Annotated in this window: 21 protein-coding genes; 6 read left to right on the top strand and 15 right to left on the bottom strand. The window is 51.0% G+C overall.

All coding sequences use genetic code 11. From position 1 onward, the window contains the following. Positions 1 to 148: 148 nt before the first annotated feature. The 6 genes from glpX to ftsY all read right to left on the bottom strand — a co-directional run bounded on the left by glpX (position 149) and on the right by ftsY (position 6,307). Positions 149 to 1,156, bottom strand: a complete 1,008-nt coding sequence (gene glpX, locus R0134_RS00485; RefSeq protein ID WP_319782980.1) for a class II fructose-bisphosphatase — start codon at positions 1,154 to 1,156, stop codon at positions 149 to 151. A gap of 30 nt (positions 1,157 to 1,186) precedes the next feature. Next, positions 1,187 to 1,837 carry a carbonate dehydratase gene (gene can / locus R0134_RS00480; RefSeq protein ID WP_319782979.1) on the bottom strand — a complete coding sequence of 217 codons (651 nt, stop codon included), beginning with the start codon at positions 1,835 to 1,837 and terminating at the stop codon, positions 1,187 to 1,189. An 86-nt stretch (positions 1,838 to 1,923) separates the two neighbouring features. Next, on the bottom strand, positions 1,924 to 2,781 hold the full coding sequence (rpoH, locus tag R0134_RS00475; protein ID WP_319784274.1) for an RNA polymerase sigma factor RpoH: 858 nt from the start codon (positions 2,779 to 2,781) through the stop codon (positions 1,924 to 1,926). Between the two features lie 242 nt (positions 2,782 to 3,023). Further along, positions 3,024 to 3,971, bottom strand: coding sequence for a permease-like cell division protein FtsX (gene ftsX / locus R0134_RS00470; protein WP_319782978.1), 948 nt, complete (start codon positions 3,969 to 3,971; stop codon positions 3,024 to 3,026). Then, a complete protein-coding gene (gene ftsE, locus R0134_RS00465; RefSeq protein WP_319782977.1) occupies positions 3,968 to 4,633 on the bottom strand; it encodes a cell division ATP-binding protein FtsE in 666 nt (221 codons plus the stop codon). Before ftsE ends, ftsX begins: the two co-directional genes overlap by 4 nt. After that, complete coding sequence (gene ftsY, locus R0134_RS00460; protein WP_413641439.1) at positions 4,634 to 6,307, bottom strand: signal recognition particle-docking protein FtsY; 1,674 nt, start codon at positions 6,305 to 6,307, stop codon at positions 4,634 to 4,636. Between the two features lie 595 nt (positions 6,308 to 6,902). Between ftsY and rsmD the strand changes: the two genes are divergently transcribed. After that, positions 6,903 to 7,496: a 16S rRNA (guanine(966)-N(2))-methyltransferase RsmD gene (rsmD, locus tag R0134_RS00455; RefSeq protein WP_319782975.1), complete on the top strand. Its 594-nt coding sequence runs from the start codon at positions 6,903 to 6,905 to the stop codon at positions 7,494 to 7,496. After that, complete coding sequence (locus R0134_RS00450; protein ID WP_319782974.1) at positions 7,493 to 7,819, top strand: DUF1145 domain-containing protein; 327 nt, start codon at positions 7,493 to 7,495, stop codon at positions 7,817 to 7,819. The genes rsmD and R0134_RS00450 overlap by 4 nt, the downstream gene beginning before the upstream one ends. Here the strand turns inward: R0134_RS00450 and R0134_RS00445 are convergent. Further along, positions 7,816 to 8,139, bottom strand: coding sequence for a DUF2007 domain-containing protein (locus R0134_RS00445; RefSeq protein WP_319782973.1), 324 nt, complete (start codon positions 8,137 to 8,139; stop codon positions 7,816 to 7,818). The genes R0134_RS00450 and R0134_RS00445 overlap by 4 nt on opposite strands. 623 nt (positions 8,140 to 8,762) lie before the next feature. Between R0134_RS00445 and sseA the strand changes: the two genes are divergently transcribed. Then, the gene (gene sseA / locus R0134_RS00440) at positions 8,763 to 9,617 is read left to right on the top strand and encodes a 3-mercaptopyruvate sulfurtransferase (RefSeq protein ID WP_319782972.1); all 855 of its coding nucleotides are present in this window, start codon (positions 8,763 to 8,765) and stop codon (positions 9,615 to 9,617) included. Between the two features lie 176 nt (positions 9,618 to 9,793). Here the strand turns inward: sseA and R0134_RS00435 are convergent, their stop codons facing one another. After that, on the bottom strand, positions 9,794 to 10,174 hold the full coding sequence (locus R0134_RS00435) for a YijD family membrane protein (protein WP_319782971.1): 381 nt from the start codon (positions 10,172 to 10,174) through the stop codon (positions 9,794 to 9,796). 23 nt (positions 10,175 to 10,197) lie between these two features. Further along, on the bottom strand, positions 10,198 to 10,809 hold the full coding sequence (gene fabR / locus R0134_RS00430; protein WP_087035706.1) for an HTH-type transcriptional repressor FabR: 612 nt from the start codon (positions 10,807 to 10,809) through the stop codon (positions 10,198 to 10,200). Positions 10,810 to 11,168: 359 nt separating this feature from the next. Between fabR and R0134_RS00425 the strand changes: the two genes are divergently transcribed. Next, positions 11,169 to 12,515: a sodium-dependent transporter gene (locus R0134_RS00425; RefSeq protein WP_319782970.1), complete on the top strand. Its 1,347-nt coding sequence runs from the start codon at positions 11,169 to 11,171 to the stop codon at positions 12,513 to 12,515. Between the two features lie 531 nt (positions 12,516 to 13,046). Here the strand turns inward: R0134_RS00425 and R0134_RS00420 are convergent. From R0134_RS00420 to R0134_RS00405, 4 genes are all read right to left on the bottom strand, one after another. After that, positions 13,047 to 15,167, bottom strand: a complete 2,121-nt coding sequence (locus R0134_RS00420) for a S9 family peptidase (protein WP_319782969.1) — start codon at positions 15,165 to 15,167, stop codon at positions 13,047 to 13,049. 200 nt (positions 15,168 to 15,367) lie between these two features. Next, positions 15,368 to 15,682, bottom strand: coding sequence for a YdbL family protein (locus R0134_RS00415; protein WP_227875178.1), 315 nt, complete (start codon positions 15,680 to 15,682; stop codon positions 15,368 to 15,370). 9 nt (positions 15,683 to 15,691) lie between these two features. After that, the gene (locus tag R0134_RS00410) at positions 15,692 to 15,874 is read right to left on the bottom strand and encodes a YnbE family lipoprotein (protein ID WP_319782968.1); all 183 of its coding nucleotides are present in this window, start codon (positions 15,872 to 15,874) and stop codon (positions 15,692 to 15,694) included. After that, on the bottom strand, positions 15,875 to 17,758 hold the full coding sequence (locus R0134_RS00405; RefSeq protein WP_319782967.1) for a YdbH domain-containing protein: 1,884 nt from the start codon (positions 17,756 to 17,758) through the stop codon (positions 15,875 to 15,877). A 146-nt stretch (positions 17,759 to 17,904) separates the two neighbouring features. On the opposite strand from R0134_RS00405, the gene R0134_RS00400 reads away from it, so the two are divergent. Beyond that, positions 17,905 to 18,261: a DUF2500 domain-containing protein gene (locus tag R0134_RS00400; protein ID WP_319782966.1), complete on the top strand. Its 357-nt coding sequence runs from the start codon at positions 17,905 to 17,907 to the stop codon at positions 18,259 to 18,261. Here the strand turns inward: R0134_RS00400 and R0134_RS00395 are convergent. Then, the gene (locus R0134_RS00395) at positions 18,242 to 18,670 is read right to left on the bottom strand and encodes a DUF411 domain-containing protein (RefSeq protein WP_319782965.1); all 429 of its coding nucleotides are present in this window, start codon (positions 18,668 to 18,670) and stop codon (positions 18,242 to 18,244) included. The genes R0134_RS00400 and R0134_RS00395 overlap by 20 nt on opposite strands. Before the next feature lie 150 nt (positions 18,671 to 18,820). Here R0134_RS00395 and R0134_RS00390 point away from each other — a divergent pair, with 150 nt between their 5' ends. Continuing rightward, positions 18,821 to 19,210, top strand: coding sequence for a SirB2 family protein (locus tag R0134_RS00390; RefSeq protein WP_319782964.1), 390 nt, complete (start codon positions 18,821 to 18,823; stop codon positions 19,208 to 19,210). Between the two features lie 100 nt (positions 19,211 to 19,310). Here the strand turns inward: R0134_RS00390 and R0134_RS00385 are convergent, their stop codons facing one another. Then, the gene (locus tag R0134_RS00385; RefSeq protein ID WP_319782963.1) at positions 19,311 to 20,852 is read right to left on the bottom strand and encodes a M14 family zinc carboxypeptidase; all 1,542 of its coding nucleotides are present in this window, start codon (positions 20,850 to 20,852) and stop codon (positions 19,311 to 19,313) included. Positions 20,853 to 20,969 lie beyond the last annotated feature (117 nt).

Raw genomic sequence — 20,969 nt, 5'->3', positions numbered from 1 at the left:
TCGTAAAAAATATACAGCACTTCGCACACAGCCAAACAACAAAAAGGGATGCAGAAGCATCCCTTTTTACGTACTAGCTGAGTAGTTAGAAAAAGCTGCTGTGGGTTTTACCCTTCACACTTACCCCTCTCTGCTCACGGCCGTAGCCTTAAAGAATAATGTCCTTCAGCGACTGGCGCTTGCGCGATAAAATATGCGTGGAGCGAATGCGGCGCACGGTGCGGGATTTACCGCGAATCACTAAGGTTTCGGTGTGCGCATAGATGCCATCACTGCTGATGCCTTCTAGCAAGTCGCCTTTAGTAATACCGGTCGCGGCAAACATCACATTATCGGTGCGTGCCATATCTTCTAATTTAAGTACTTTACCCACTTCAATGCCCATTTCTAAGCAGCGGGCGATTTCAGCTTTGCCGATCGCCACATTTTCTGCTGTGGGCTCTTTAACTTCATAGCGCGGAACCAAACGGGCTTGCATGTCGCCATCAAGCGAGCGTACGGCAGCGGCAGAAATCACGCCCTCAGGTGAGCCACCAATGCCATACAGCATGTCGACTTCACTTTCTGGCACACAGGCTAAAATAGAGGCCGCCACGTCGCCATCAGGTATAGCAAACACGCGCACGCCTAATGCTTGCATGGTTTTAATGATTTTATCGTGGCGCGGTTTGGCCAAGGTGATCACGGTAAAGCGTGATAACGGCTTATTCAGCGCTTTGGCCACGGCCTTAATGTTTTGCTCGATAGACTTATCTAGGTCGATCACGCCTTTGGCGCCAGCACCCACAATCAGTTTTTCCATGTACATATCAGGGGCGCGTAAGAAAGCGCCCTTTTCGCCCACGGCAATCACCGCCAAGGCATTAGGCTGCCCCATGGCAGTCATGCGCGTGCCTTCGATAGGATCCACGGCGATGTCGACTTCATCACCACCTAAGCCGACTTTTTCACCGATATAGAGCATAGGCGCTTCATCAATTTCGCCTTCGCCAATAACAATTTCACCGCTAATATTAATTTCATTTAGTACATGACGCATGGCGGCCACTGCAGCGCCGTCGGCGGTATTTTTATCGCCTCTTCCCAGCCACTTGTACCCGGCCAAGGCGGCCGCTTCAGTTACTCGCGAAAATTCTATGGCTAATTCACGTCTCATGAGATTTCCTACTCGTCGCTCTATGGCGAATCACTTGTCTAATATACGCTGCTGCAAAATACGATATACGTCGGGGGTTTCTTCTTTTCCCGATACGCAAACATCGAGATCATGCAGCCGGCCATCTTGAATACCGTATACCCAGCCATGCACCGACAGCGCTTGGCCTCGCTCCCAAGCATGCCGCACTATGCTAGTGCGACACAGGTTAGCAACCTGCTCAACGACGTTCAGCTCACACAAGGCGTCTTCTCTTAGCTGATCATCTTCAACACTGATCAGGTCTTTACGGTAACGTTGATATAAATCTTTTAAGCTGGCTAACCAATTATCAATGAGGCCCAGCTCCGCATCGCCCATGGCCGCTTTAACACCACCACAGCCGTAATGACCGCAAATGATAATATGCTTCACTTTTAGTACTTCAACCGCATATTGTACCACCGACAAACAGTTAAAGTCGGTGTGCATGATCAGGTTTGCCACATTGCGATGCACAAATACATCGCCCGGTAGTAAACCTGTAAGCTGGTTAGCAGGAACGCGGCTGTCTGAGCAACCAATCCACAGATATTCTGGCGCTTGTTGTAACGCTAGCTTTTCGAAAAAGGCTGGATCATCGGCTTTAATCTGCTCTGACCAAGCTTCATTATTGTCAAACAGGTGCTTTAGTATTCGCATGGGATTTCCTGCTTTTTATCTTTTTAGAATAGAATTATTGGCGGAAAAAAGGCCCTTGCGGGCCTTTTATATGACCTAATTGTCACTTATGAATCCATGGCCGTTTTCAGCTTCTTCAGCGCGCTTTTTTCCAGCTGTCGGATGCGCTCTGCAGATACGCCATACTCATCGGCTAATACTTGTAAGGTAATTTTTTCTTCTTCATCTAACCAGCGAGCTTGAATAATATGCTGGCTGCGCTCGTCCAATGTAGCCACGGCGGCACGCAAGCGACGGTTACTGGTTTGCTCCCAGTTTTCGGCTTCTACCTGACGTGCCACATCCGAGCTGTTATCTTGCAAATACTGCACCGGCGAAAAACTGGTATCTCGGTCGTCATCGTCTGACGATAAGTCAAAGGCGGGATCTTGCGCGCTCATGCGCGACTCCATTTCCACTACCTCAGCCGGTAATACGCCTAAGTTCTCCGCCACCATCGCGACTTCGGCTTGGTTAAACCAGCCTAAACGCTTCTTTGATTTTCTTAAGTTAAAGAATAACTTACGCTGCGCCTTGGTGGTAGCTACTTTTACCACTCGCCAGTTACGCAGCACATATTCGTGAATTTCGGCTTTGATCCAATGCACGGCAAAGGAGACTAAGCGCACGCCGACCGCAGGGTCAAAGCGCTTCACGGCTTTCATTAGCCCGATATTACCTTCTTGGATCAAATCTGCTTGTGGTAAACCATAGCCGGAATAACCACGGGCTATGTGCACCACAAAACGCAGGTGAGACATGATCATCTGGCGAGCAGAAGACAAGTCACCGTCGTTAAAGAGTCGTTCGGCCAGTGACTTTTCTTGTTCGGCACTGAGCACAGGAATGGTATTGACCGCTTGGATATAAGCTTCCAAGCTACCTTGAGGAACAAGGGAAAAATCGCGCTGAAAATCTGTTGTCATTACACTCGTATTCATTCTTACATGACTCCGTATAAAAACAGCGGCAGTACACACTCTAGATTCGCGCAATTAGGTTGCGCAACTGAAACTGGATACGCTCTGCCTAGCTGCACAGCGGAAAATGTATTTATTAAAAACTAGAGGTCGTAACCTAAAGGTCATAGCAATGGCCAATAGGGATGGCCTTATGAAGCGTATATAAGACCATATTTAGGTGATAAAGTTCAACTCGCTTGTCACGCTCAGCTGGGTTCGATGGCGCGAATGTGACGGCGCACAGAAAAACCAGAGGCAAACAAGCTCAGCACAGTACCGGTTAGGATCAGCAGCAGGCTTTCTTCTAGGTTTAAGCCCAATAAGTTAAAGTCACTCTGATACAAATCGGCCAGTGAGGTGACCTTATGACTTAACCAAAACACCATCACCAAGGTTAGCCACCAGGCTAACAAGCCTCCTATAATGCCGTACCACAGGCCAACATACAAAAAAGGCCGTTGAATAAAGCGATCGGTGGCGCCCACCAGCTTCATCACTTCAATTTCGTAGCGACTATTTAGAATATTCAGGCGCAACGTATTACTGACCACCAACAAGACGCCTGCCAACAGCAAAGTCGACATGCCAATCACCGCTTGGCGCAATAAATCGACGATACCGGATAACCGAGCTAACCACGCCATATCAAGACGCGCCGTTTCCACAATGGGCTCGGCATGCATGTCGGCAAGCAGTAACTCGGCGGCATCTGGGGCGCGCCCTGTTTCCGACAAGTTCAAGATTAATACCGCCGGCAGCGGATTATCAGCCAGTAAGTCTAGCGCCTCGGAAAAGCCCGCCGCCCCCTGAAAGTCCTTTAAGCCTTGCTCGGCACTGATATAAGTGACGTTCGCGATATTCTCAGACTTGGCTAAGCGCTCATGCAGCTCAGTGATTTGTGCTTCGCTGGCTTTTTGCTGCAGATACAGACTGATTTGCGCCTTGCTCTGCCATACCGCACTCACCGTTTCGGTATTTTTCAATAATACATAAAAACTGGCCGGCAGCGCTAAGCTCACCCCGAGCACCGCTATGGTCATCAGTGAGCTTAACGGCGTGCGCCAAATTTCACCTAGGCTAGCAAACAGCTGGCGTGCATGATCGAGGGCATACATACCAAAACGCTGAAACACCGATAGTTTATGGCGGCTCATAGCTCGGCCTCCGCAACCAATCGGCCAGCGCTTAAGGTCAAAGTGCGATGACGCTGGGCATTAATCAGCCCCGTATCGTGGGTGGCAATTAACACACTGACGCCCACGCTATTAAAGGCTTCAAACAAGCGTAGTATCTCCATCGATAACGCAGGATCCAAGTTACCAGTCGGCTCATCCGCCAACAATAAAGACGGCTTATTGACGATGGCGCGCGCTATACCGACCCTTTGTTGCTCACCACCGGATAACATCAGCGGAAAGTAACGGTCTTTGCCAAGCAAGCCGACCTTATCGAGTGCCGCCGATACCCGGCGGCGAATATCATTGTGGTTATAACCCTCAATCACCAAGGGCAGCGCCACGTTATCAAACACGGTACGGCCGTTAATGAGGTGATGGTCTTGAAAGATCATGCCTATGCGGCGGCGCACATACGGGATATGACCGCGACGAATGCGGCTCACATCTTGGCCATTAAAAAACACATGGCCATCGGTGGGCCTTTCCATCACGCTGATCAACTTGAGCAAGGTACTTTTGCCGGCACCCGAGTGCCCCGTCAAATAGGCCATCTCTCCCTTGCCAAGGTTAAAACTCACTTTTTGCAGCGCCTGAAAGCCGCCGCTGTACACCTTACTCACCTGCTCGAAGCGGATCATTTATTCATCCTGACTGAAAAGCGCATCAATAAATTCCCGGGCGACAAAGGGACGTAAATCATCAATTTTCTCACCCACCCCAATATAGCGAATAGGAATACCAAACTTGTCGGCCACCGCAAAAATGACCCCACCTTTGGCGGTACCATCCAGCTTACTTAAGACAATACCGGTGATCGGTACCGCCTCATTAAAGACTTTTGCCTGACTGAGCGCATTTTGGCCAGTGCCCGCATCCAGCGTCAGCATGATTTCATGGGGAGCTGCGCCATCAATTTTTTGCATCACGCGCACCACTTTCTTCAGCTCGTCCATCAAGTGCGCTTTATTTTGCAAACGCCCGGCGGTGTCGACCAGTAACACATCGACCTTACGCGCCTTGGCGGCTTCTACTGCATCATAGATAACAGAGGCCGCATCGGCACCCGTATGCTGAGCAATCACCGGGATCTTGTTACGCTCACCCCAGATTTGTAACTGCTCAACCGCTGCCGCACGGAAGGTATCGCCCGCGGCCAGCATTACCGACTTACCTTCAGCCTGAAACTGGCGAGCCAATTTTCCGATGGTGGTGGTTTTACCCACGCCATTAACGCCCACCATCAAAATCACATAAGGCTTATGCTCGCTATCTATCACCAAGGGTTGCTCCACCTTGTGTAAGATAGTGGCCATTTCTTCTTTTAGTAGTTCATACAGAGCTTCACCGTCTTTCAACTGACGACGATTGGCTTGGCGCGTTAAATTATCAATAATCGAGAGCGTGGTTTCTACGCCCAAATCCGCCGTCAACAACTGAGTTTCTAGCTCTTCAAACAGCTCATCATCAATTTTTTTACCGCTGAATAGGCCAAAAAATCCTGAGCCCAGATTTTGGCGAGTTTTCAGCAAACCACTCTTAAGGCGGGAGAAGAAACCTTGCTTTGGCGCTGCCGCAGCCAACGCTTGCTCTTCTGCTGCTAATTGAGCCTGTTCTGCCGCTTCGGCTTCTGCTGCCAAACGCGCCTGTTCTGCCGCTTCGGCTTCTGCTGCTAAGCGCACTTGTTCTGCTGCTTCGGCTTCTTCCGCTAAACGAGCCTGTTCTGCTGCTTCTGCCGCCAAGCGAGCTTGTTCCGCCGCTTCGGCTTCTGCCACTAAACCCGCCTGTTCGGCCGCTTCGGCTGCTGCCGTCAAGCGCGCTTGTTCCGCTGCTTCGGCTTCGGCTGCCAAGCGAGCCTGTTCTGCCGCTTCGGCTTCTGCTGCCAAACGAGCCTGTTCTGCCGCTTCGGCTTCTGCCGTCAAGCGCGCTTGTTCCGCTGCTTCGGCTTCGGCTGCCAAGCGAGCCTGTTCTGCCGCTTCGGCTTCTGCTGCCAAACGAGCCTGTTCCGCCGCTTCGGCTTCTGCTGCTAAGCGCGCCTGTTCTACGGCTTGTGCTTCGGCCGCCAAACGCGCTTGTTCTGCTGCTTCGGCTGCTGCCGCCAAACGCGCTTGCTCTGCCGCCTCGGCCTCTACTGCTAAACGCGCCTGCTCTGCCGCCTCGGCCTCTGCTGCTAAACGCACCTGTTCTGCCGCTTCGGCTTCCGCTGCCAAACGAGCCTGTTCTGCCGCTTCGGCTGCTGCCAAACCAGCTTGCTCCGCCGCTTCTGCTTCTTCCGCAACACGCACCTGTTCCGCGGCTTGGGTGGCAGTTGCCAAGCGCGCCTGCTCTACCGCTGCAAATTCGTCTGCTAATCGCGCCTGTTCGGCGGCTTCCGCTTGAGCTTCGGCGACCGCTGCCAATCGTGCTTGCTCGGCCGCTTCAGCCTGCGCTGCTAGTCGTGCCTGCTCCACGGCGTTAAATTCTGCTGCCAACCGCTCATGCTCTGCCGCGTCGGCTTCTGCTGCTAAACGAGCTTGTTCTGCCGCTGCAGCTTCAATCGCTAACCGTGCTTGCTCGGCCGCTGCTGCTTCTGCCAATCGTGCCTGTTCAGTGGCGGTGGCCTCTGTCGCCAAGCGAGCCTGCTCGACGGCGTCAGCTTCTGCCTGTAATCGCGCCTGCTCTGCGGCTTCGGCCTCGGCGGCTAAACGTGCTTGTTCTGCTGCCTGATCTTGCGCTGGTTCTGGCTGTTCTTTATTTTTGCCAAAGCCAAACCAAGATAAAATACCTTTTTTTGCCATTATGTTATTACTCACAAATGTCGGGGGGAGATTAGAGCTGGCCGTGGCTCTGTCCCTTCTTTAGAATACACAGCACCTTGAGGGTGCAAAACCGCCCTCATACTAGCACTTTATTGAAAGACGGCGAAACGAGATGGCAAAAGCAAAACCAGTAAAAAAAGCCACAGCAGCCTCGGGCCAAATTCGCTTGATTGGCGGCCAATGGCGCGGGCGTAAATTACCCGTGCTTAATAGTGAAGGCTTAAGGCCCACCACTGATCGTATTAAAGAAACCTTATTCAATTGGCTGATGTTCGATATTCGCCAATCTCACTGCTTGGACTTGTTTGCAGGCAGCGGCAGCTTAGGCTTTGAAGCCTTATCACGCGGTGCCGCCGAGGTAGTGCTGATAGAAAAAGACGCCAGTGTCGCTAAGCAATTAGTGCAAAATTTAGCGAGCTTACCCGCCGCTCCTGGCCAGGTAATACACAAAGATGCATTGGCGTTTTTGCAAACACCCGCGCGCGCCTTTGATGTGGTGTTTTTAGACCCGCCCTTTCATCAGCAGTTATTGCCCCAAGCTTGCCAATTATTAGAATCGAATGGCTGGCTGAGTGAAGACGCGCAAATATACATAGAGCGCGAACAGGCCGGCGACCTATTACTACCCCTAAATTGGCGGCTGTTAAAAGACAAGCAGGCCGGCCAAGTGTCCTATCAACTTTATCAAAGAGAAGCTGTGCAATGAACATAATAAATCTGATCATGCGTTTGATTATGCTGCTGTTTTGGGCAGGCGTTATTTATGCCATTGTGGGCCCAGACTTTCAAGAAGTCGGCACTATGCCCATGATTTTGGGTGTGGTGGTGCTAGTCATGCACCTCTTGCAAATGTTGATGCTAAAGCAGGCTTCTAAGTTTTTAGATCTGACTGCCAAAGACTATTTAGCGGTGCTGGTATTCGGCTCGTTTGCCATGAATCACCACCGCGCACGCCTAAAAGAAATTTCGGAAGAAAATAAGCAGAAAAACGCGCAAAACAGACAGAAAAAACAACAGTCGAAAGATTAATCGCAAGCTTCGGGCGTGGTGTCTTGGCCACACTGCCAACAAAGCTCAAAACTGCCAGCATTGTGTTCTCCACATTGCTGGCAGTGCCAAGCCGGCTTATTTTGTTGTTGGTAGTTTAATAGAATTTGCTGAGCTTGGGCTAGGTGTTGGTGCTTAACCAATAGCGTCACTTCTATGGCATTGGCGGGTAGCTCACCTAAGGCTCCAGCTAGCGCTTCCCCTTGCAGTTGCACCTCAATGCCCGAGACTTCTAATGCGCCTTTTAACAAATGCGCCTCTAGACTGTTGCCCGCCCAATAAATAGCATGCCACTGGCTCATACTAATAAACCTTAAATTAGAGTCTGTTGACCTTGCGTTAGCCACGCCGCTGAACAACGAAATTAAGGCATAGAAAAGGGGGATGACTATCGTCATCCCCCTTTGGGTTGTCGTATGGCTCAAATCCCTAAACCAATGTTGCTCCCTGCACTCCTTGACATAGTACCTTATCCTTAAGGCATTTCCTCATACCGATCCATCGGCGTGTCCTGTGTCATCCTGACTGCGACTCATCCTGATTCGCATCACTCTCCATCCTAGAGGTGTCCCTTGCCGCTTCCTGCGGAATTCCTTTCGCCTTACTTAGCAAGCCTGTCTTCCTGATGGGCTTCCCTTGCTCCCTGCTAAAGTAACTATACAGTATTTTATGCGCGTCTCAAGTTAAGAATGCGTAGTGCATTATGCGAATAAATCACTATTTATTTTTAAGTTGTTGTTTTTGATAGCATTAATTTTAAAGGTGCACTAATGCTACTCGCTAAAGCGTTATTGCACCCCGCATATTACGATATGGCGCACAGCAAGTCGGGCGGATCTCTTACAAAAATTCGCTTGATAAAAATATAGTTCCAACTGAGCGCGTCGCTTAGGATAAAGTTATCGCTTAAACAGGAGTAATTATCATGACGGCTTTACAATTACCTTCCGCTTTAGTGGACGCGCACTGGCTAGCGGCACACTTACATGACCCAAATTTAGTGGTGCTGGACGCCAGCTGGCATATGCCCGCCGCACAGCGTTCTGGCGCAAGTGAATGGCGCCAGCAGCGTATTCCCGGCGCCCGTTTTTTTGATTTTGACCAAGAGATAGCTGATAACACTAGCTCACTGCCGCACATGCTGCCGAGTGCTGAGCAGTTTTCGCGACAAGTGTCCGCGTTAGGCATTAGCAATCAGCAGCAAATAGTTGTCTACGACAGCAGTGGTATTTTTGCTGCCCCTCGAGCGTGGTGGATGTTTAAGGCCATGGGCCACTCCCAAGTGGCAGTGCTGGATGGTGGCTTGCCAAATTGGCTGGCTCTCGATTTGCCGGTAGATAACACACCGCCCACAGCGGTGGCTGCTGGTAAATTTGAAGCCCGACTACAAGACCACTGGCTTGCTGACGCTAATCAAGTGCAAGCGGCGCTCACGCAACCCAGCCAGCAAATTTTAGATGCGCGCAGCCGTGAGCGCTTTAGTGGCCAAGCGCCCGACCCGCGCCCTGGAGTGCGAGCTGGCCATATGCCAGGTGCGGCTTGCTTACCGTTTAGCGAGCTGTTGCAGCAAGGGCAATATTTACCCAAAGACCAATTAGCGCAAAAACTAGCCCCCTTGTTAAGCCCTGAGCAAACACTGATTTGTAGCTGTGGTTCTGGTGTTACCGCCGCTATTATTGCGCTGGCGGCCTACCTCACTGGCCATCAAAAAATTGCGGTGTACGATGGCTCTTGGACTGAATGGGGTGGCTTGGCAAACCTGCCGGTGGTGACGGATTAAGCAGTGAAAGGTGAGGCGTGATAGCCGAGCTAAACAAAGGGCATGTTTTTGTAGGCGCACGCTTGCTCTCGCATTTCGCCGAAGGCGGAATTCTATCCCTCACGCCTCACACCCAAATAAAAAGCCCGCCAAATGGCGGGCTTGTCGTCTTTTTAAGACCAGAGTTAAGGCGAGTGTTAAGACTTAACGCCGTCTTCTGCAGCTACTGGGCGTGCGGCCACACCCATTTTTAACGCCAACCAAATGACTAATACCAGACTTACCATTACCGAGAAGAAGTTAGTGCCCATTTCCGGAAACTCGGTACGCAACACGGCTGAGTAAGCAAACACGCCAATTAGAAAAGCGAGCAAGGTACAAAGTGGGGTGTCACCTTCCATAGGTACGGTGAGGTATTCCCGATAGAGCATACGGGCTGCCAGCACTAGCGCTATGATAGGGAAAATAGAAAACGTTAACTGGCTTACGCTTAACATCGCCAATGTGCCATTACCGCACAAGCCAACGAGTAGCGCTAATAAGATAGGTTTGCGACGAATATTCTTAGTTACTGACATGGTCATCCTTCCTAATATAGGGCCTAAAGCCTCTTTGCTTTATTGTATGCATCTGCGCCCTTGGCAATAATTCGCAGTTGCAAGGTCATACGCTCGGCCAAAGCCGCACGCTCACTCTCGTTCATATCCAGCGCTTCTGCACCTGCACTAAATACTATGGTGACCATAGCTTGAGCCTGCATTTCCGCATAGCTTCGGCTAGTCTGTTGTTTCTCTTCTAAATAATCAGTTAATTCAGCAGTAAAGTGTTGGATCTCACGGGCTACGGCTTGGCGAAAAGCAGCCGAAGTACCTGAGCGTTCACGTAGTAATAACCTAAACACATCGGGACTGCGATCGATAAACTCCATAAAAGTTTTTATCGAGATCTGTATAACACTACCACCATCGGCAATGCGTTGACGAGCTTGGCGCATCAACTGCCGTAATGTTAAGCCGCCTTCGTCGACCAAGGTCAACCCCAGCTCTTCCATATCTTTAAAGTGACGGTAAAACGAAGTGGGTGCAAGACCGGCTTCGCGCGCCACTTCTCTTAGGCTCAGGCTCGAAAAACTGCGCTCGGCACTAAGTTGACTAAAAGCTGCATCAATTAGCGTACGACGGGTTTTTTCTTTTTGTTGAGCGCGAATACCCACAACACACCAAAATCTAACCGATTAATGAAGGGATCATACCCCTTTGTCGCCGCGCGGTCAGCTCTGTTTGGTCAGTTTTTGATTACTCTGTCACAGCCGTGAACTAGTTAACAAAATAAAGGAGCTGATTGAAGCACTACTAACGGTGCCGCCAACAAAAGTAACGAATCTGCGACAGTCAAAGATGAGACTTATGACGTTAGCTATTTATTTTTTACTGAAAAAGCACCGGCAATCGCCTATATTGCCTACCCAAAACCCCTCTCCTTTGACAAAAGCGCTGCCCAACCCTGACGTTGGCGCGATTTTAATTGGGCGGTGTGTACACAAAAGCTTACAGTCAGCAGGAGCAGCAAGACGTGGAAAAAAGGGCGCAATTTAGCAGCAAGTTAGGATTCGTGATGGCCGCCGCCGGCTCAGCCATTGGTGTGGGTAATATCTGGGGCTTTCCAACTCAGGCCGCCAGCAATGGCGGCGGCGCTTTTCTTTTGGTCTACCTGCTGTTTATATTTTTGCTGGGTTACCCCATGCTGGTGGCAGAAATTACTATCGGTCGCCATGGCCAAGCTAATCCCTTTCGTGCCTTGCAAACACTGACGCGCAATAAAAGCAGTAAGTTATTGGCAGGCTTGGTGGGCTTGGCCGCTATCTTGACGGTCAGTTTTATTTTTACCTTTTACGCCATCGTCTCTGGCTGGTTTGTGGCCTATGCCCTAGAGCCGGTTGCCGGCCTTATGGGTGCCGACGCGACCGCCGCTTGGTTAACAGACTTTTCAACCGCGCGTAATTTAGTGTTCACGCTATTGTTTGCCCTGCTGAGCCTGTATGTAGTGAGCCGAGGACTAGAGCAAGGTATCGAGAAATGGTCGACGCGGCTGATGCCCCTGCTGCTGCTGATGCTAGTGCTGCTGACCGGCTATATGTTATTGCAGCCTGGCGCCAGCGAAGGCTTAAAAGTGTATTTGGTGCCCGATTTTAGTCGCGTACTCAACCGTGATGTACTCATAGCTGCGCTAGGCCAAAGCTTTTTCTCATTATCCCTAGGTGCGGCGGTGATGATGCTTTATGGCTCTTATCTGAATCGTCAAGCCAATATTCCGGCACTGGCGGCACAAGTAACCTTGCTTGATACCGGCGTGGCCTTTATGGCCGGTTTGCTAATTCTGCCTGCCATGTACGTGGCCCAGCATAATGGCGTGACCATTTTCGCCGAAGACGGCAGCCTAATTAGCTCAGATACCTTAGTGTTTTCGGTATTACCGGCCTTATTTAAGACCATGGGCGCGGCGCAATATCCGGTAGCCTTGGCCTTTTTCGTGCTAATGATAGTAGCTGCCCTCACCTCGGCGATTTCTATGCTAGAGGCGCCGGTGTCATTGGTGTTGGAGTCTTCCACATTATCGCGCATCAAAGCCACCTGGTTGGTGACCGCTGTCTGCACGCTGTTTAGTGTGGTGATTGTATTTAACTTTGGCAGCTTGTTTGGCTTGGTGATCACGCTTACCACCCAATATGCCCAACCGCTGGTGAGCATGTGTATTACCATTTATGCGGGTTGGGTGTGGCAGCGCAATGCGGTGTTAACTGAGTTACAGCAGGGCAATCCTGAGGTGGCACAAGGGCTATTTTGGAAGATCTGGCCTTGGTACGTACGCTTCGTCTGCCCCGTATTAGTACTAGTGGTGATAGTGCAGTCGTTTAGCTAACGGATGTGAGGTGTGTAGCCGTCAGCTCCGTGTGACGGCTATAAATATAACAACCTAAAAGCGACCTGATTACGTATGAACCTCAGCCATAATGCACCCTGTTTCGGTTTATTCTTTGTAGCTGCCCAATTTATTCGGCAGGCCAGCTCTGCTGGCTGTTACTGAGGTTTAGATTTAAACCAAAACACCAAACCGGGCCGAATAAATTGGCCCCTACAAGGTCAAAATACCAAACTGAGCCTCATATTCTTTACCGAAGAGGCGGCACCTCCCTGTAACCTATTGAATTCATTGGTTCTGAGTTCACTGAAACATGGCTGAGCTTTGTGGGTAATCAGGAAAAGCGAAGAGCTATTTTTGCCACGGAATACACGGAAAAACTAAGAGACGGCAATCTATTTATTGGTAAGTCCTTATAAACAGATGTTTTATTCTCTTTTGGTTCTTGCTCTTCGTTCGTGTTTTTCCGTGTATTCCGTGGCGAGAAAGTCTTTAAGCTCTGGGGTTAGCTTATCTTTATCCCCTCACCATTTACCCTTCACACTTCATCTTCTCTTCCGCCAACTCCAGCAGGAAGGCGTATTCGCGGGCCAGTTCGTGGTAGGCCTCAAAGCGCCCAGACTTACCGCCGTGGCCGGTGTCCATGTCGCAATGCAACAGCAATAAATTGCTGTCGGTTTTGAACTCGCGAAGTTTGGCTACCCACTTGGCGGGCTCCCAATATTGCACCTGCGAGTCGTGAAAGCCTGTGGTCACCAGCAGATGCGGGTACGCCTGCACCTGTACTTGGTCGTAGGGGCTGTAGGATTTAATGTAGTGATAAAACTGAGCATCCGCAGGGTTACCCCACTCATCAAATTCGCCGGTGGTGAGCGGAATTGACTCATCCAACATAGTGGTTACCACATCCACGAAGGGCACCGCTGCCACTACCCCATGATACAAATGCGGCGCCATATTAATCACGCCCGCCACTAATAAACCACCGGCACTGCCGCCCGCTGCGTATACGCGTTCTTTATCGCCATAGCCTTGGTTCACCAGCGCTTGGGTTACATCGATAAAATCATTAAAGCTGTTTTGCTTGCTGAGCAAGCGGCCTTGTTCATACCAATCTCGGCCCAGTTCTTCACCGCCACGTACGTGCGCAATGGCATACACAAAACCCCGATCCAGTAAGCTTAAGCGCGCCGCACTAAAGTCGGAGTCCATGCTGGCACCGTAGGCACCATAGCCGTAGATCAGTAAGGGATTGCCGCTAGCGAGGTTTTGTTGGCCTTTACTAAAGGCGGCGTCTTGTTTACTAAATAAGTCTGCTCGATACACCAGAGACACCGGCACTTGGGCGCCATCGCGCGCCTGCACCCAAAGGCGCTCACTGCGATAGTCGGCACTAACAAACTGCTCCCCTGCATACTCTTGTTTCAGCTCGCGGCGCTCTTGAGTATCCATATTGACCTCATACAAAGTCACCGGCTGCGTCATCGAGGAATAGCCATAACGCAGCCAAGGGCTGTCGGCTTCGGCGTTTACATCCAGCCAAGTGACATAGGTAGGATCGTCAAAACGAATCGAATGCTCGCTTATTTGCTGGCCGTTAAGTGGGTGGCGATACAATTGACGCAGTTGTGTTAAGCCGTGACTGCGTTCTTCTAACACCAGCCAATCTTTAAACAGCGTAAAGTCTTCTAACAATACCTCGGTACGTGGTGCCACCAACGTGTGCCACAGGCCTAAGTCACCAGTTATCTGGTCGGTTTGATAGAGACCGAAGTTAACGCCGTCTTTATTAGAGCGCACATAAAACTGGTCTTGATAGTGCTCAACCTCATATTCGTGACCGCGCTGGCGAGCTAAAAATAGCGTGACCGGGGTGGTGGGCTCATGGGCGGAGATTAAGCTGACTTCATTGGTAATGGTGCTCCAAGCGCCAATCACCACATAATCTGTCGAGCGACTTTTATAAATGCTGATATAAAAGCTCGCGTCCGCCTCTTCATACACCAACACATCTTGGGCTTGCGGCGTGCCCAAGGTATGACGATATACTCGATAAGGCAGCAGGGTTTCTGGGTCTTGGTGCACATATAATAAGGTAAGACTATCGTTCGCCCACACCAAGTTACCGGACGTGTGTTCTAACACTTCGTCGTAAAGCTGGCCGCTGCTCAGCGATTTAAAGCGAATTTGATATTCGCGGCGCGACACAAAATCTTCGGCGAAGGCCAATATTTGCTGATTAGGGCTCACCGCTAATTGGCCTTGATCGTAATAGGCTTGGCCCTCTGCTCGCTCATTACCGTCGAGCAGCAACTCTACTCGCTCAGGGTAGCCGTCGGCATAACGTTCAACCAGCGCATATTCAAACCCCGTTTGATAACGACTTTGGTACCAGTAGCCATTTTTTAGATAGGGCACAGAATTATCATCTGGGCGCAATCTGGCAATCATTTCTTGATACAGAGTGGCTTGTAGGTCCGCGAGCGGTGCTAATACCTGCTCGGTATGGTGATTTTCTTGCTCAAGATAGGCCAAGACTTCTGGGCTGGTACGCTCGTCGTCGCGCAGCCAATGGTAGTGGTCAATGCGGGTATCGTTATGCTGAGTCAGGGTATAAGGAATTTTTCGAGCAAGGGGCGGCGTTACAGACACATCAAGACCTTTTTATGAGAAGAAAACTGTACGTTGTACGCGATACGTCATACGGAAAAGACAAACTCGAGCAGAGCATTCGTAATAAAAAGCGGCCCCGACAAAAGACCGCTTTATGTTGCACCTATCGCGTAAGGCGAAGAATGTAGTTTATTGACGTACGGCGTGTAGCGTACGACGTAAAGCGTAAACGCAGTAAGCTACTTCTTACGCCAGCTACCGTCGGCCAGCTGAATATAATCACCGGCTTGGGTACGCTCAATGTTGTATTGGCCGGCACGGCTTTGCACCACAGTGAGACTGGTGCCAGTGCGCTGAGCAATATCTTGATAACTGGACAAACGCTTACGATTAATGTCGTTAGCCACCGCCGTCACCTCTCCACCGCCGCGCACCACGCCTACTAAGCCATTTAATTGCTCACCCACTAAGCCTTGCTGCTTAGCCTGCTGTAAGTCGAGTGCCCAAGCTGAAACGCTTAACACTGCCGCAAACATAATGATTAACCACCGCATAGTCACTCCTTAGAACAAGTCTTTATCTTGTTCAAACAACTTTTCCAGCTCTCTATCAACCCGAATTCTGATCTCATGGTCGACTTTGACGTTCAAATTCACGGTAATGGGCTTGTCTGGCACCATTATCTCCACCCGAGGCGTACAAGCGCTCAGTAATAACAGACCGACAATGGCCGTATATTTTCTCATTTACTCGCTCTCCCCCTGAAGGCTGGCCGGCAGTCGCTCTGTTAAATCATGAGCAAAACGCAGACTGGCTAGCAACTGTAACAGGTTTTCTTGATGGTGATAATTGAAGTTAACGGGATGCAGTTTGCCCTTAACGGGCGCTCGACCTTGCAGGTGGCTGCTGATCACAGCTTCACCGGTGCGCGCCATGGAAATGTCGGCACTCAACTTATCGTAGCGTAAGTCGCTCAACAAACCTAAGGTCAAACCCAGCGAAATATTAGCCTTACCGGTGGCGGCGAGCTGCTCGCCAGCCTGATACGAAATCCAGCCATCCTGACTCTCGGCACGCCCGTTTTTCACGCTCAAACCTTGATCATAAACAAAGGGCAGTCGCCCTTTAAGACTGCCGCTACCGGTGAGACCCTCCACATTGGCATAGCTCAGCAGCTTTGCGAGCGCGATATCACTAAAGTGCGCCTCGCCGCTGGGTTTGGCATTAAGCGCCATCGGTGAGAGTGCTATATGGCCGTCAAGCACTTGCGCCGTGAGCCCTGATAACCAAAGTCCATCTGCTTGCCAGCGCAGCGCACCGTGAATATCAGTAATAGGCACGCCCACATCTAGCCGTGCCGCCGATACCGCTTGCGGCCCAAGGCTTCGCAAGCCCTGCGGGCTACGCCAGCTGAGCTTAAACTTAGCCGCCAGCTCTTCCGCCAGCATGTCGCGATACTTAAGCTGGCCTTGGTTAAGATCGGCAGTCATTAGGATGGGCACTTTAGTATTTAAGAGATTGGCCGCGCTCAATGACACCCGCAGCTGCCCCGCTTCGGTACTTAACCCCACCGGTAGTAACAACCAATCATTTAGCCAGGCCCAAGTACTGGCCGCCGACACGCTTTGCGCCGGCACCGTGAGCGCCAAGCCATGGTCATAACGCCAAGTGCCGGTTAATTGCAGATCAGGCCTTAAGTCTGCGCGCACCTTGCCTTGCAGATTTGTGAGGCTTTCGCCTTGGAGTTGCAGGCTGGCCGCCGGTAAACGGCCTTTTTTCCAATTGCCTTGCTGCCAATTGACGCGGGCTTGCCAAGGTTTGTCGAGCGCCAATTCACCCTGAGGCGTCACAGTAATCTGGTTAAGGGTGAGCTCTTTCCACGTTAAGCGGGGTATGCTGAGCTGGGAGCTAGGCTGCAGTTGCCAGCCGTTAGCCGCTTGTTTCGCCGCCAGCGCTAACTGCCAATTGCCGGATAAAGGCGTGGGCAAGGCGCCCGCTACCTTAACCGTTAATGGTTGCTCAGGCTGCCAGCCGCCGCTTAGGCGCACGGGTTGGCGCAAATTTGGCGTAAGTAGGTGCCCCGGCAGCTGACCTTGCCAGCGCCAGCCTTGGCGATCGGGCCTGATATCAAGCTGGACGCTACCGGCCTCAGTCTGCCAGATCACACTCAGCTGCTGCTGTTTATGGTGCAGCTCGGCGGGGCCGCTAACGCGACCTTCGGCCAGCTGTAAGGTCAGGTTATCTATTTTAAAATCGATGGCAGGTAGCGTCAGCAGTAGCGATAAAGCATCGTTATTGGCAGGCTCAGCTTCATTATTCAGTCGACTGTGGGAGCAAGTTAAATCCAGGCTTAATTCGCGCAAACGGCCCTGCACTTGGCCCTCGATTAAGCTTAAGCTCAGCTCGCGGGCGTTTTCTTTAGGGCAAGCCGGTACGCTTGCACGTTTAAGCGTGGCGCTGACTGCTAGCTCCGAGAGTAAATGGCTCGGCGATGATTTAATAGGTAGCAGCTCAATAGGTAACGGCTCAGTAGATAACTGCTCAGCAGGTAAAGACTGTGCCAGCCCCACGTGAGCCGTCAATAATAAGGCGAGCGCGACGCCGGTGCGGTATATCATGAGATAACTCAAGGGCCACCTTTAACGAATGGGCGGGTGCTGAAACTGAAATTCGAACTGTACAAGCCTAAACTGAGCCTAACCATGTTAAGAAAAAATCGATAGTGTTAAGCAAAACTAAATCACTGTAAGCAAAACACGACAAGAAGGGGGACTCAATGGGTAAAATTGTATTCTGGCTCATCATTCTGATTGCTATCGTGGTGCTGGGCCGCCGCCTAAGCGTTTATTTCTTTAATAATACCCAGGCTCAGCACAGCGTACGGGTATTAGTGGTCGATAAGCACACGCGCGAATTTATGGGCCAAACCCGCAAGCAGCAAACCGAGATGCCGGCGCCTAAAGTGAATTATTACGTCACCTTTCGCCCTTTAGAAGGGGCGAGCGAACAAGAGTTTCAGGTTAGCCCGTCACTCTATGAGCAACTGTTACCCGCCCAAACCGGCATGTTAGTCTTTCAAGGCAGCCGTTTTATTGCCTTTGAACCCGAGGGCGCTAGCCAGGATAACGACTAAACACCTCAGTATTGCCGGCTTGATCAAAGCTCAGCACTTCGTAAGGGGTGCCTGGAATATCCATACCGGGCGCACTTTGTGGCATACCGGGAATGGTTAGCCCGCGCACCGCCGGCCTTTGCTCTAATAGTTGGCGTACGTCAGCGGCCGGCACATGCCCTTCAATCACATAACCATCAATCAAAGCCGTATGGCAAGAAGCCAGCTCAGGCTTTACGCCGGCGCGCTGTTTTATCGGCATCATATTATCGCGGTCGATAGCCTTCACCTCAAAGCCTGACTCTTGCATATGGCTGATCCAATCTTCGCAGCACCCACAAGTGGGCGATTTATAGACCGTCAGCGATGCCGCTAATACAGGAGCGGCCAGTAAAGAAGCCAAGCCGCCATAGACGAGTGTTTTGAACATGTAATTGTTACTCCTGATTAAATGGGTGCTGCTGGGCGCTAACATAAAGCGCTTTCCCGCACCTTGCCTTGATGCAAAGCAGTATTTCACACAATCACAAAAGCGGTTCCTGTTATCATGGCGCCCTCGTTCGTTTTTCTTGGAGTTACTATGTCTATCATGGCCATTAAACATGCCCACATGATGTTTGCGTTAATCAGTATTACTCTCTTTATGTTTCGCGCTTGGCTAGCGGTACCCTCACCGGATCGCATCAAGAGCAAGCTGCTAAAAATACTGCCACACATTGTCGATACCCTGCTGTTGGCATTGGGTGTTTGGCTGGCGGTATTAACCAAGCAGATCCCCTTTGATAACAGCCCTTGGCTCACCGCCAAGGTCATTGGCTTAGTGCTGTATATCGTAGTGGGCACCATTGCCATTAAACGCGGTAAGACGCGCAATCAACGTTTAGTAGCGACCGTGGCCTCAATTGCTATTTTCGCCTACATCTATGGCGCTGCCGTCAGTAAATCACCGTTGTCTTGGCTGGCGCTTTAAACTGACTATTTAAAATAAGGCTGGCGCTATAAATCAGCCTTAAAATAATCACGCATGAAACCGCACCCCGTCAATGTACTGGGTGCGGTTTTTTATGAGCTTAGCGCGCCACTGGCTCCCGCACGGGAAACACCGGAAACTCACCCAGCACTAGCCAAGGCCACGCCGCTTCTTGATATAAGGCATTGGCCGAGCGCAGATCCAACATTAAGGCCGCCAAGGGCGCTAACGGCTGTGTCATGGGCACTAATAAATCGCCTGGCTGTAAGCTCACATGGGCGGGCGTAACCTGTACTTGGGCTTGGACTTTTTCTCGCACTCCGGGTCGCGATTTAGGCTGCGCGGTTAAGTCGGTTACCAATAACTGCTCAGCAAGTACGGTGCGCGGGGCGGCCAAGGTAATAAAGTCGATATGATGCAGGCGAAGCCAGCTCGCCATGCGCTCTCGCTCGCGAGTAATGGCGTAGGCTGCCGGCAGAGACACCTTATATTGGCTGATAATGGCGTCGTGATTAGCAAAACGATGCAACTCTTGATGACCATCTGCCAAACGTACTAATGGTATTTCAACTTCGGGCAGGGCGGGGTTAATACCAAAGCTCACCCCCATGGCCAATATTTGCTCGCCGTTCTCATCAGAGTGCCACTGCTCGCGGGCCGCCCGCGAGACCGCCAATAAAGGCTCAGCCTCATCCGCCACCAGCTGCAGCATGGTCAGCATGCTTAAATGTTGCTTGCGAATACGCTCACCAATATTGCGCGGTGTGGCATAGCGGCCTTCTTTATTGTCTAAGCGGTTTTCCACCAGGATAGATACTCGGCCCTGCAGAGCGGCGTAGTTGCGCAAGTTAGTGATGCCCAAACCACCGCGCGCCACAGTTTGGCCCAACTGCGTAATCTCCCCCCGATAACGACTGGCAGGCAAGCCGGCCTCTGATACTCGCTTAATTAGCTCAGGTAATAAGTATTGCTCCGTATAGTGGCGCAGCCGCGCATCAATATTGGGGTTATTGCCCATATCAAACTGCGCTTCTACGTCCGTCATCCAGCCTTGTTCTTTAGTTAAGATGCGCTTCCAAATGCCTGACTCATGAGCGTCGTACACCACATCGGGATCAAAGTGCTGCAAGGCGTCCACCAACAATTGGGTTTCGCTCGCCTGCAAGGCCACATAATCGATATTGGTGTTATCTTGATTGGCATTGTAACGCGAGCGCAAGTCGCGGCCATCGGGATTAGCCAGCACCACCAACACTAAATTTAGCCGCGCTAATAAGTCCGCATGTTGGCCCGTCGCAAGCTCCGTCGCTAATTGCTGCAGCGCCTCCGCCCCTGCAGGTTCATTACCGTGTTGCGACCCCAACAGCATAACGGTGACTTTATTCGGCTCTGCCAACGGCTTAGCTAAGAAGGCCGGCGAGTTGGAAAACAACAGCGCTGCTATGGGTAAGCCGCCTGCCGAGCGGCCAAGCGAGACCATTTTTGCCTGAACGGATGCGTCATCTAGCTCCTTTAAGCGCTTATAGACGGTGTCGCTACTGGGTAATAGCGGTTTATTTTCTGTCGTAAAGGGTGGGGGTACGACAACTTGTGCCCAGCTGATTGCACTATAAAATAGCAGAAAAACCGTAATTATTTTCATAGCACCCCCTAAAACACTCTTTAACTTCAACTACTTATAGTACAAACCCGTTACTAATAGCCAGCGGTCGCATGCGTCAGGAACAGACCACAAAACCCCATGTGTCTACAAATAGCG

The organism is Oceanisphaera sp. IT1-181, from assembly GCF_033807535.1.
Lineage (GTDB): Bacteria > Pseudomonadota > Gammaproteobacteria > Enterobacterales > Aeromonadaceae > Oceanimonas.
This window is presented reverse-complemented; position numbering and strand designations above follow the sequence as displayed.

Coding starts and splice junctions, on each gene's coding strand:
- ftsX (WP_319782978.1), bottom strand. CDS start 3,971: ATGAGCCGCCATAAACTATCGGTGTTTCAGCGTTTTGGTATGTATGCC.
- rsmD (WP_319782975.1), top strand. CDS start 6,903: ATGGCAAAAGCAAAACCAGTAAAAAAAGCCACAGCAGCCTCGGGCCAA.
- R0134_RS00445 (WP_319782973.1), bottom strand. CDS start 8,139: ATGAGCCAGTGGCATGCTATTTATTGGGCGGGCAACAGTCTAGAGGCG.
- R0134_RS00390 (WP_319782964.1), top strand. CDS start 18,821: ATGTCTATCATGGCCATTAAACATGCCCACATGATGTTTGCGTTAATC.
- R0134_RS00415 (WP_227875178.1), bottom strand. CDS start 15,682: ATGCGGTGGTTAATCATTATGTTTGCGGCAGTGTTAAGCGTTTCAGCT.
- R0134_RS00400 (WP_319782966.1), top strand. CDS start 17,905: ATGGGTAAAATTGTATTCTGGCTCATCATTCTGATTGCTATCGTGGTG.
- ftsE (WP_319782977.1), bottom strand. CDS start 4,633: ATGATCCGCTTCGAGCAGGTGAGTAAGGTGTACAGCGGCGGCTTTCAG.
- R0134_RS00385 (WP_319782963.1), bottom strand. CDS start 20,852: ATGAAAATAATTACGGTTTTTCTGCTATTTTATAGTGCAATCAGCTGG.
- can (WP_319782979.1), bottom strand. CDS start 1,837: ATGCGAATACTAAAGCACCTGTTTGACAATAATGAAGCTTGGTCAGAG.
- R0134_RS00410 (WP_319782968.1), bottom strand. CDS start 15,874: ATGAGAAAATATACGGCCATTGTCGGTCTGTTATTACTGAGCGCTTGT.
- R0134_RS00395 (WP_319782965.1), bottom strand. CDS start 18,670: ATGTTCAAAACACTCGTCTATGGCGGCTTGGCTTCTTTACTGGCCGCT.
- sseA (WP_319782972.1), top strand. CDS start 8,763: ATGACGGCTTTACAATTACCTTCCGCTTTAGTGGACGCGCACTGGCTA.
- glpX (WP_319782980.1), bottom strand. CDS start 1,156: ATGAGACGTGAATTAGCCATAGAATTTTCGCGAGTAACTGAAGCGGCC.
- R0134_RS00450 (WP_319782974.1), top strand. CDS start 7,493: ATGAACATAATAAATCTGATCATGCGTTTGATTATGCTGCTGTTTTGG.
- rpoH (WP_319784274.1), bottom strand. CDS start 2,781: ATGACAACAGATTTTCAGCGCGATTTTTCCCTTGTTCCTCAAGGTAGC.
- R0134_RS00435 (WP_319782971.1), bottom strand. CDS start 10,174: ATGTCAGTAACTAAGAATATTCGTCGCAAACCTATCTTATTAGCGCTA.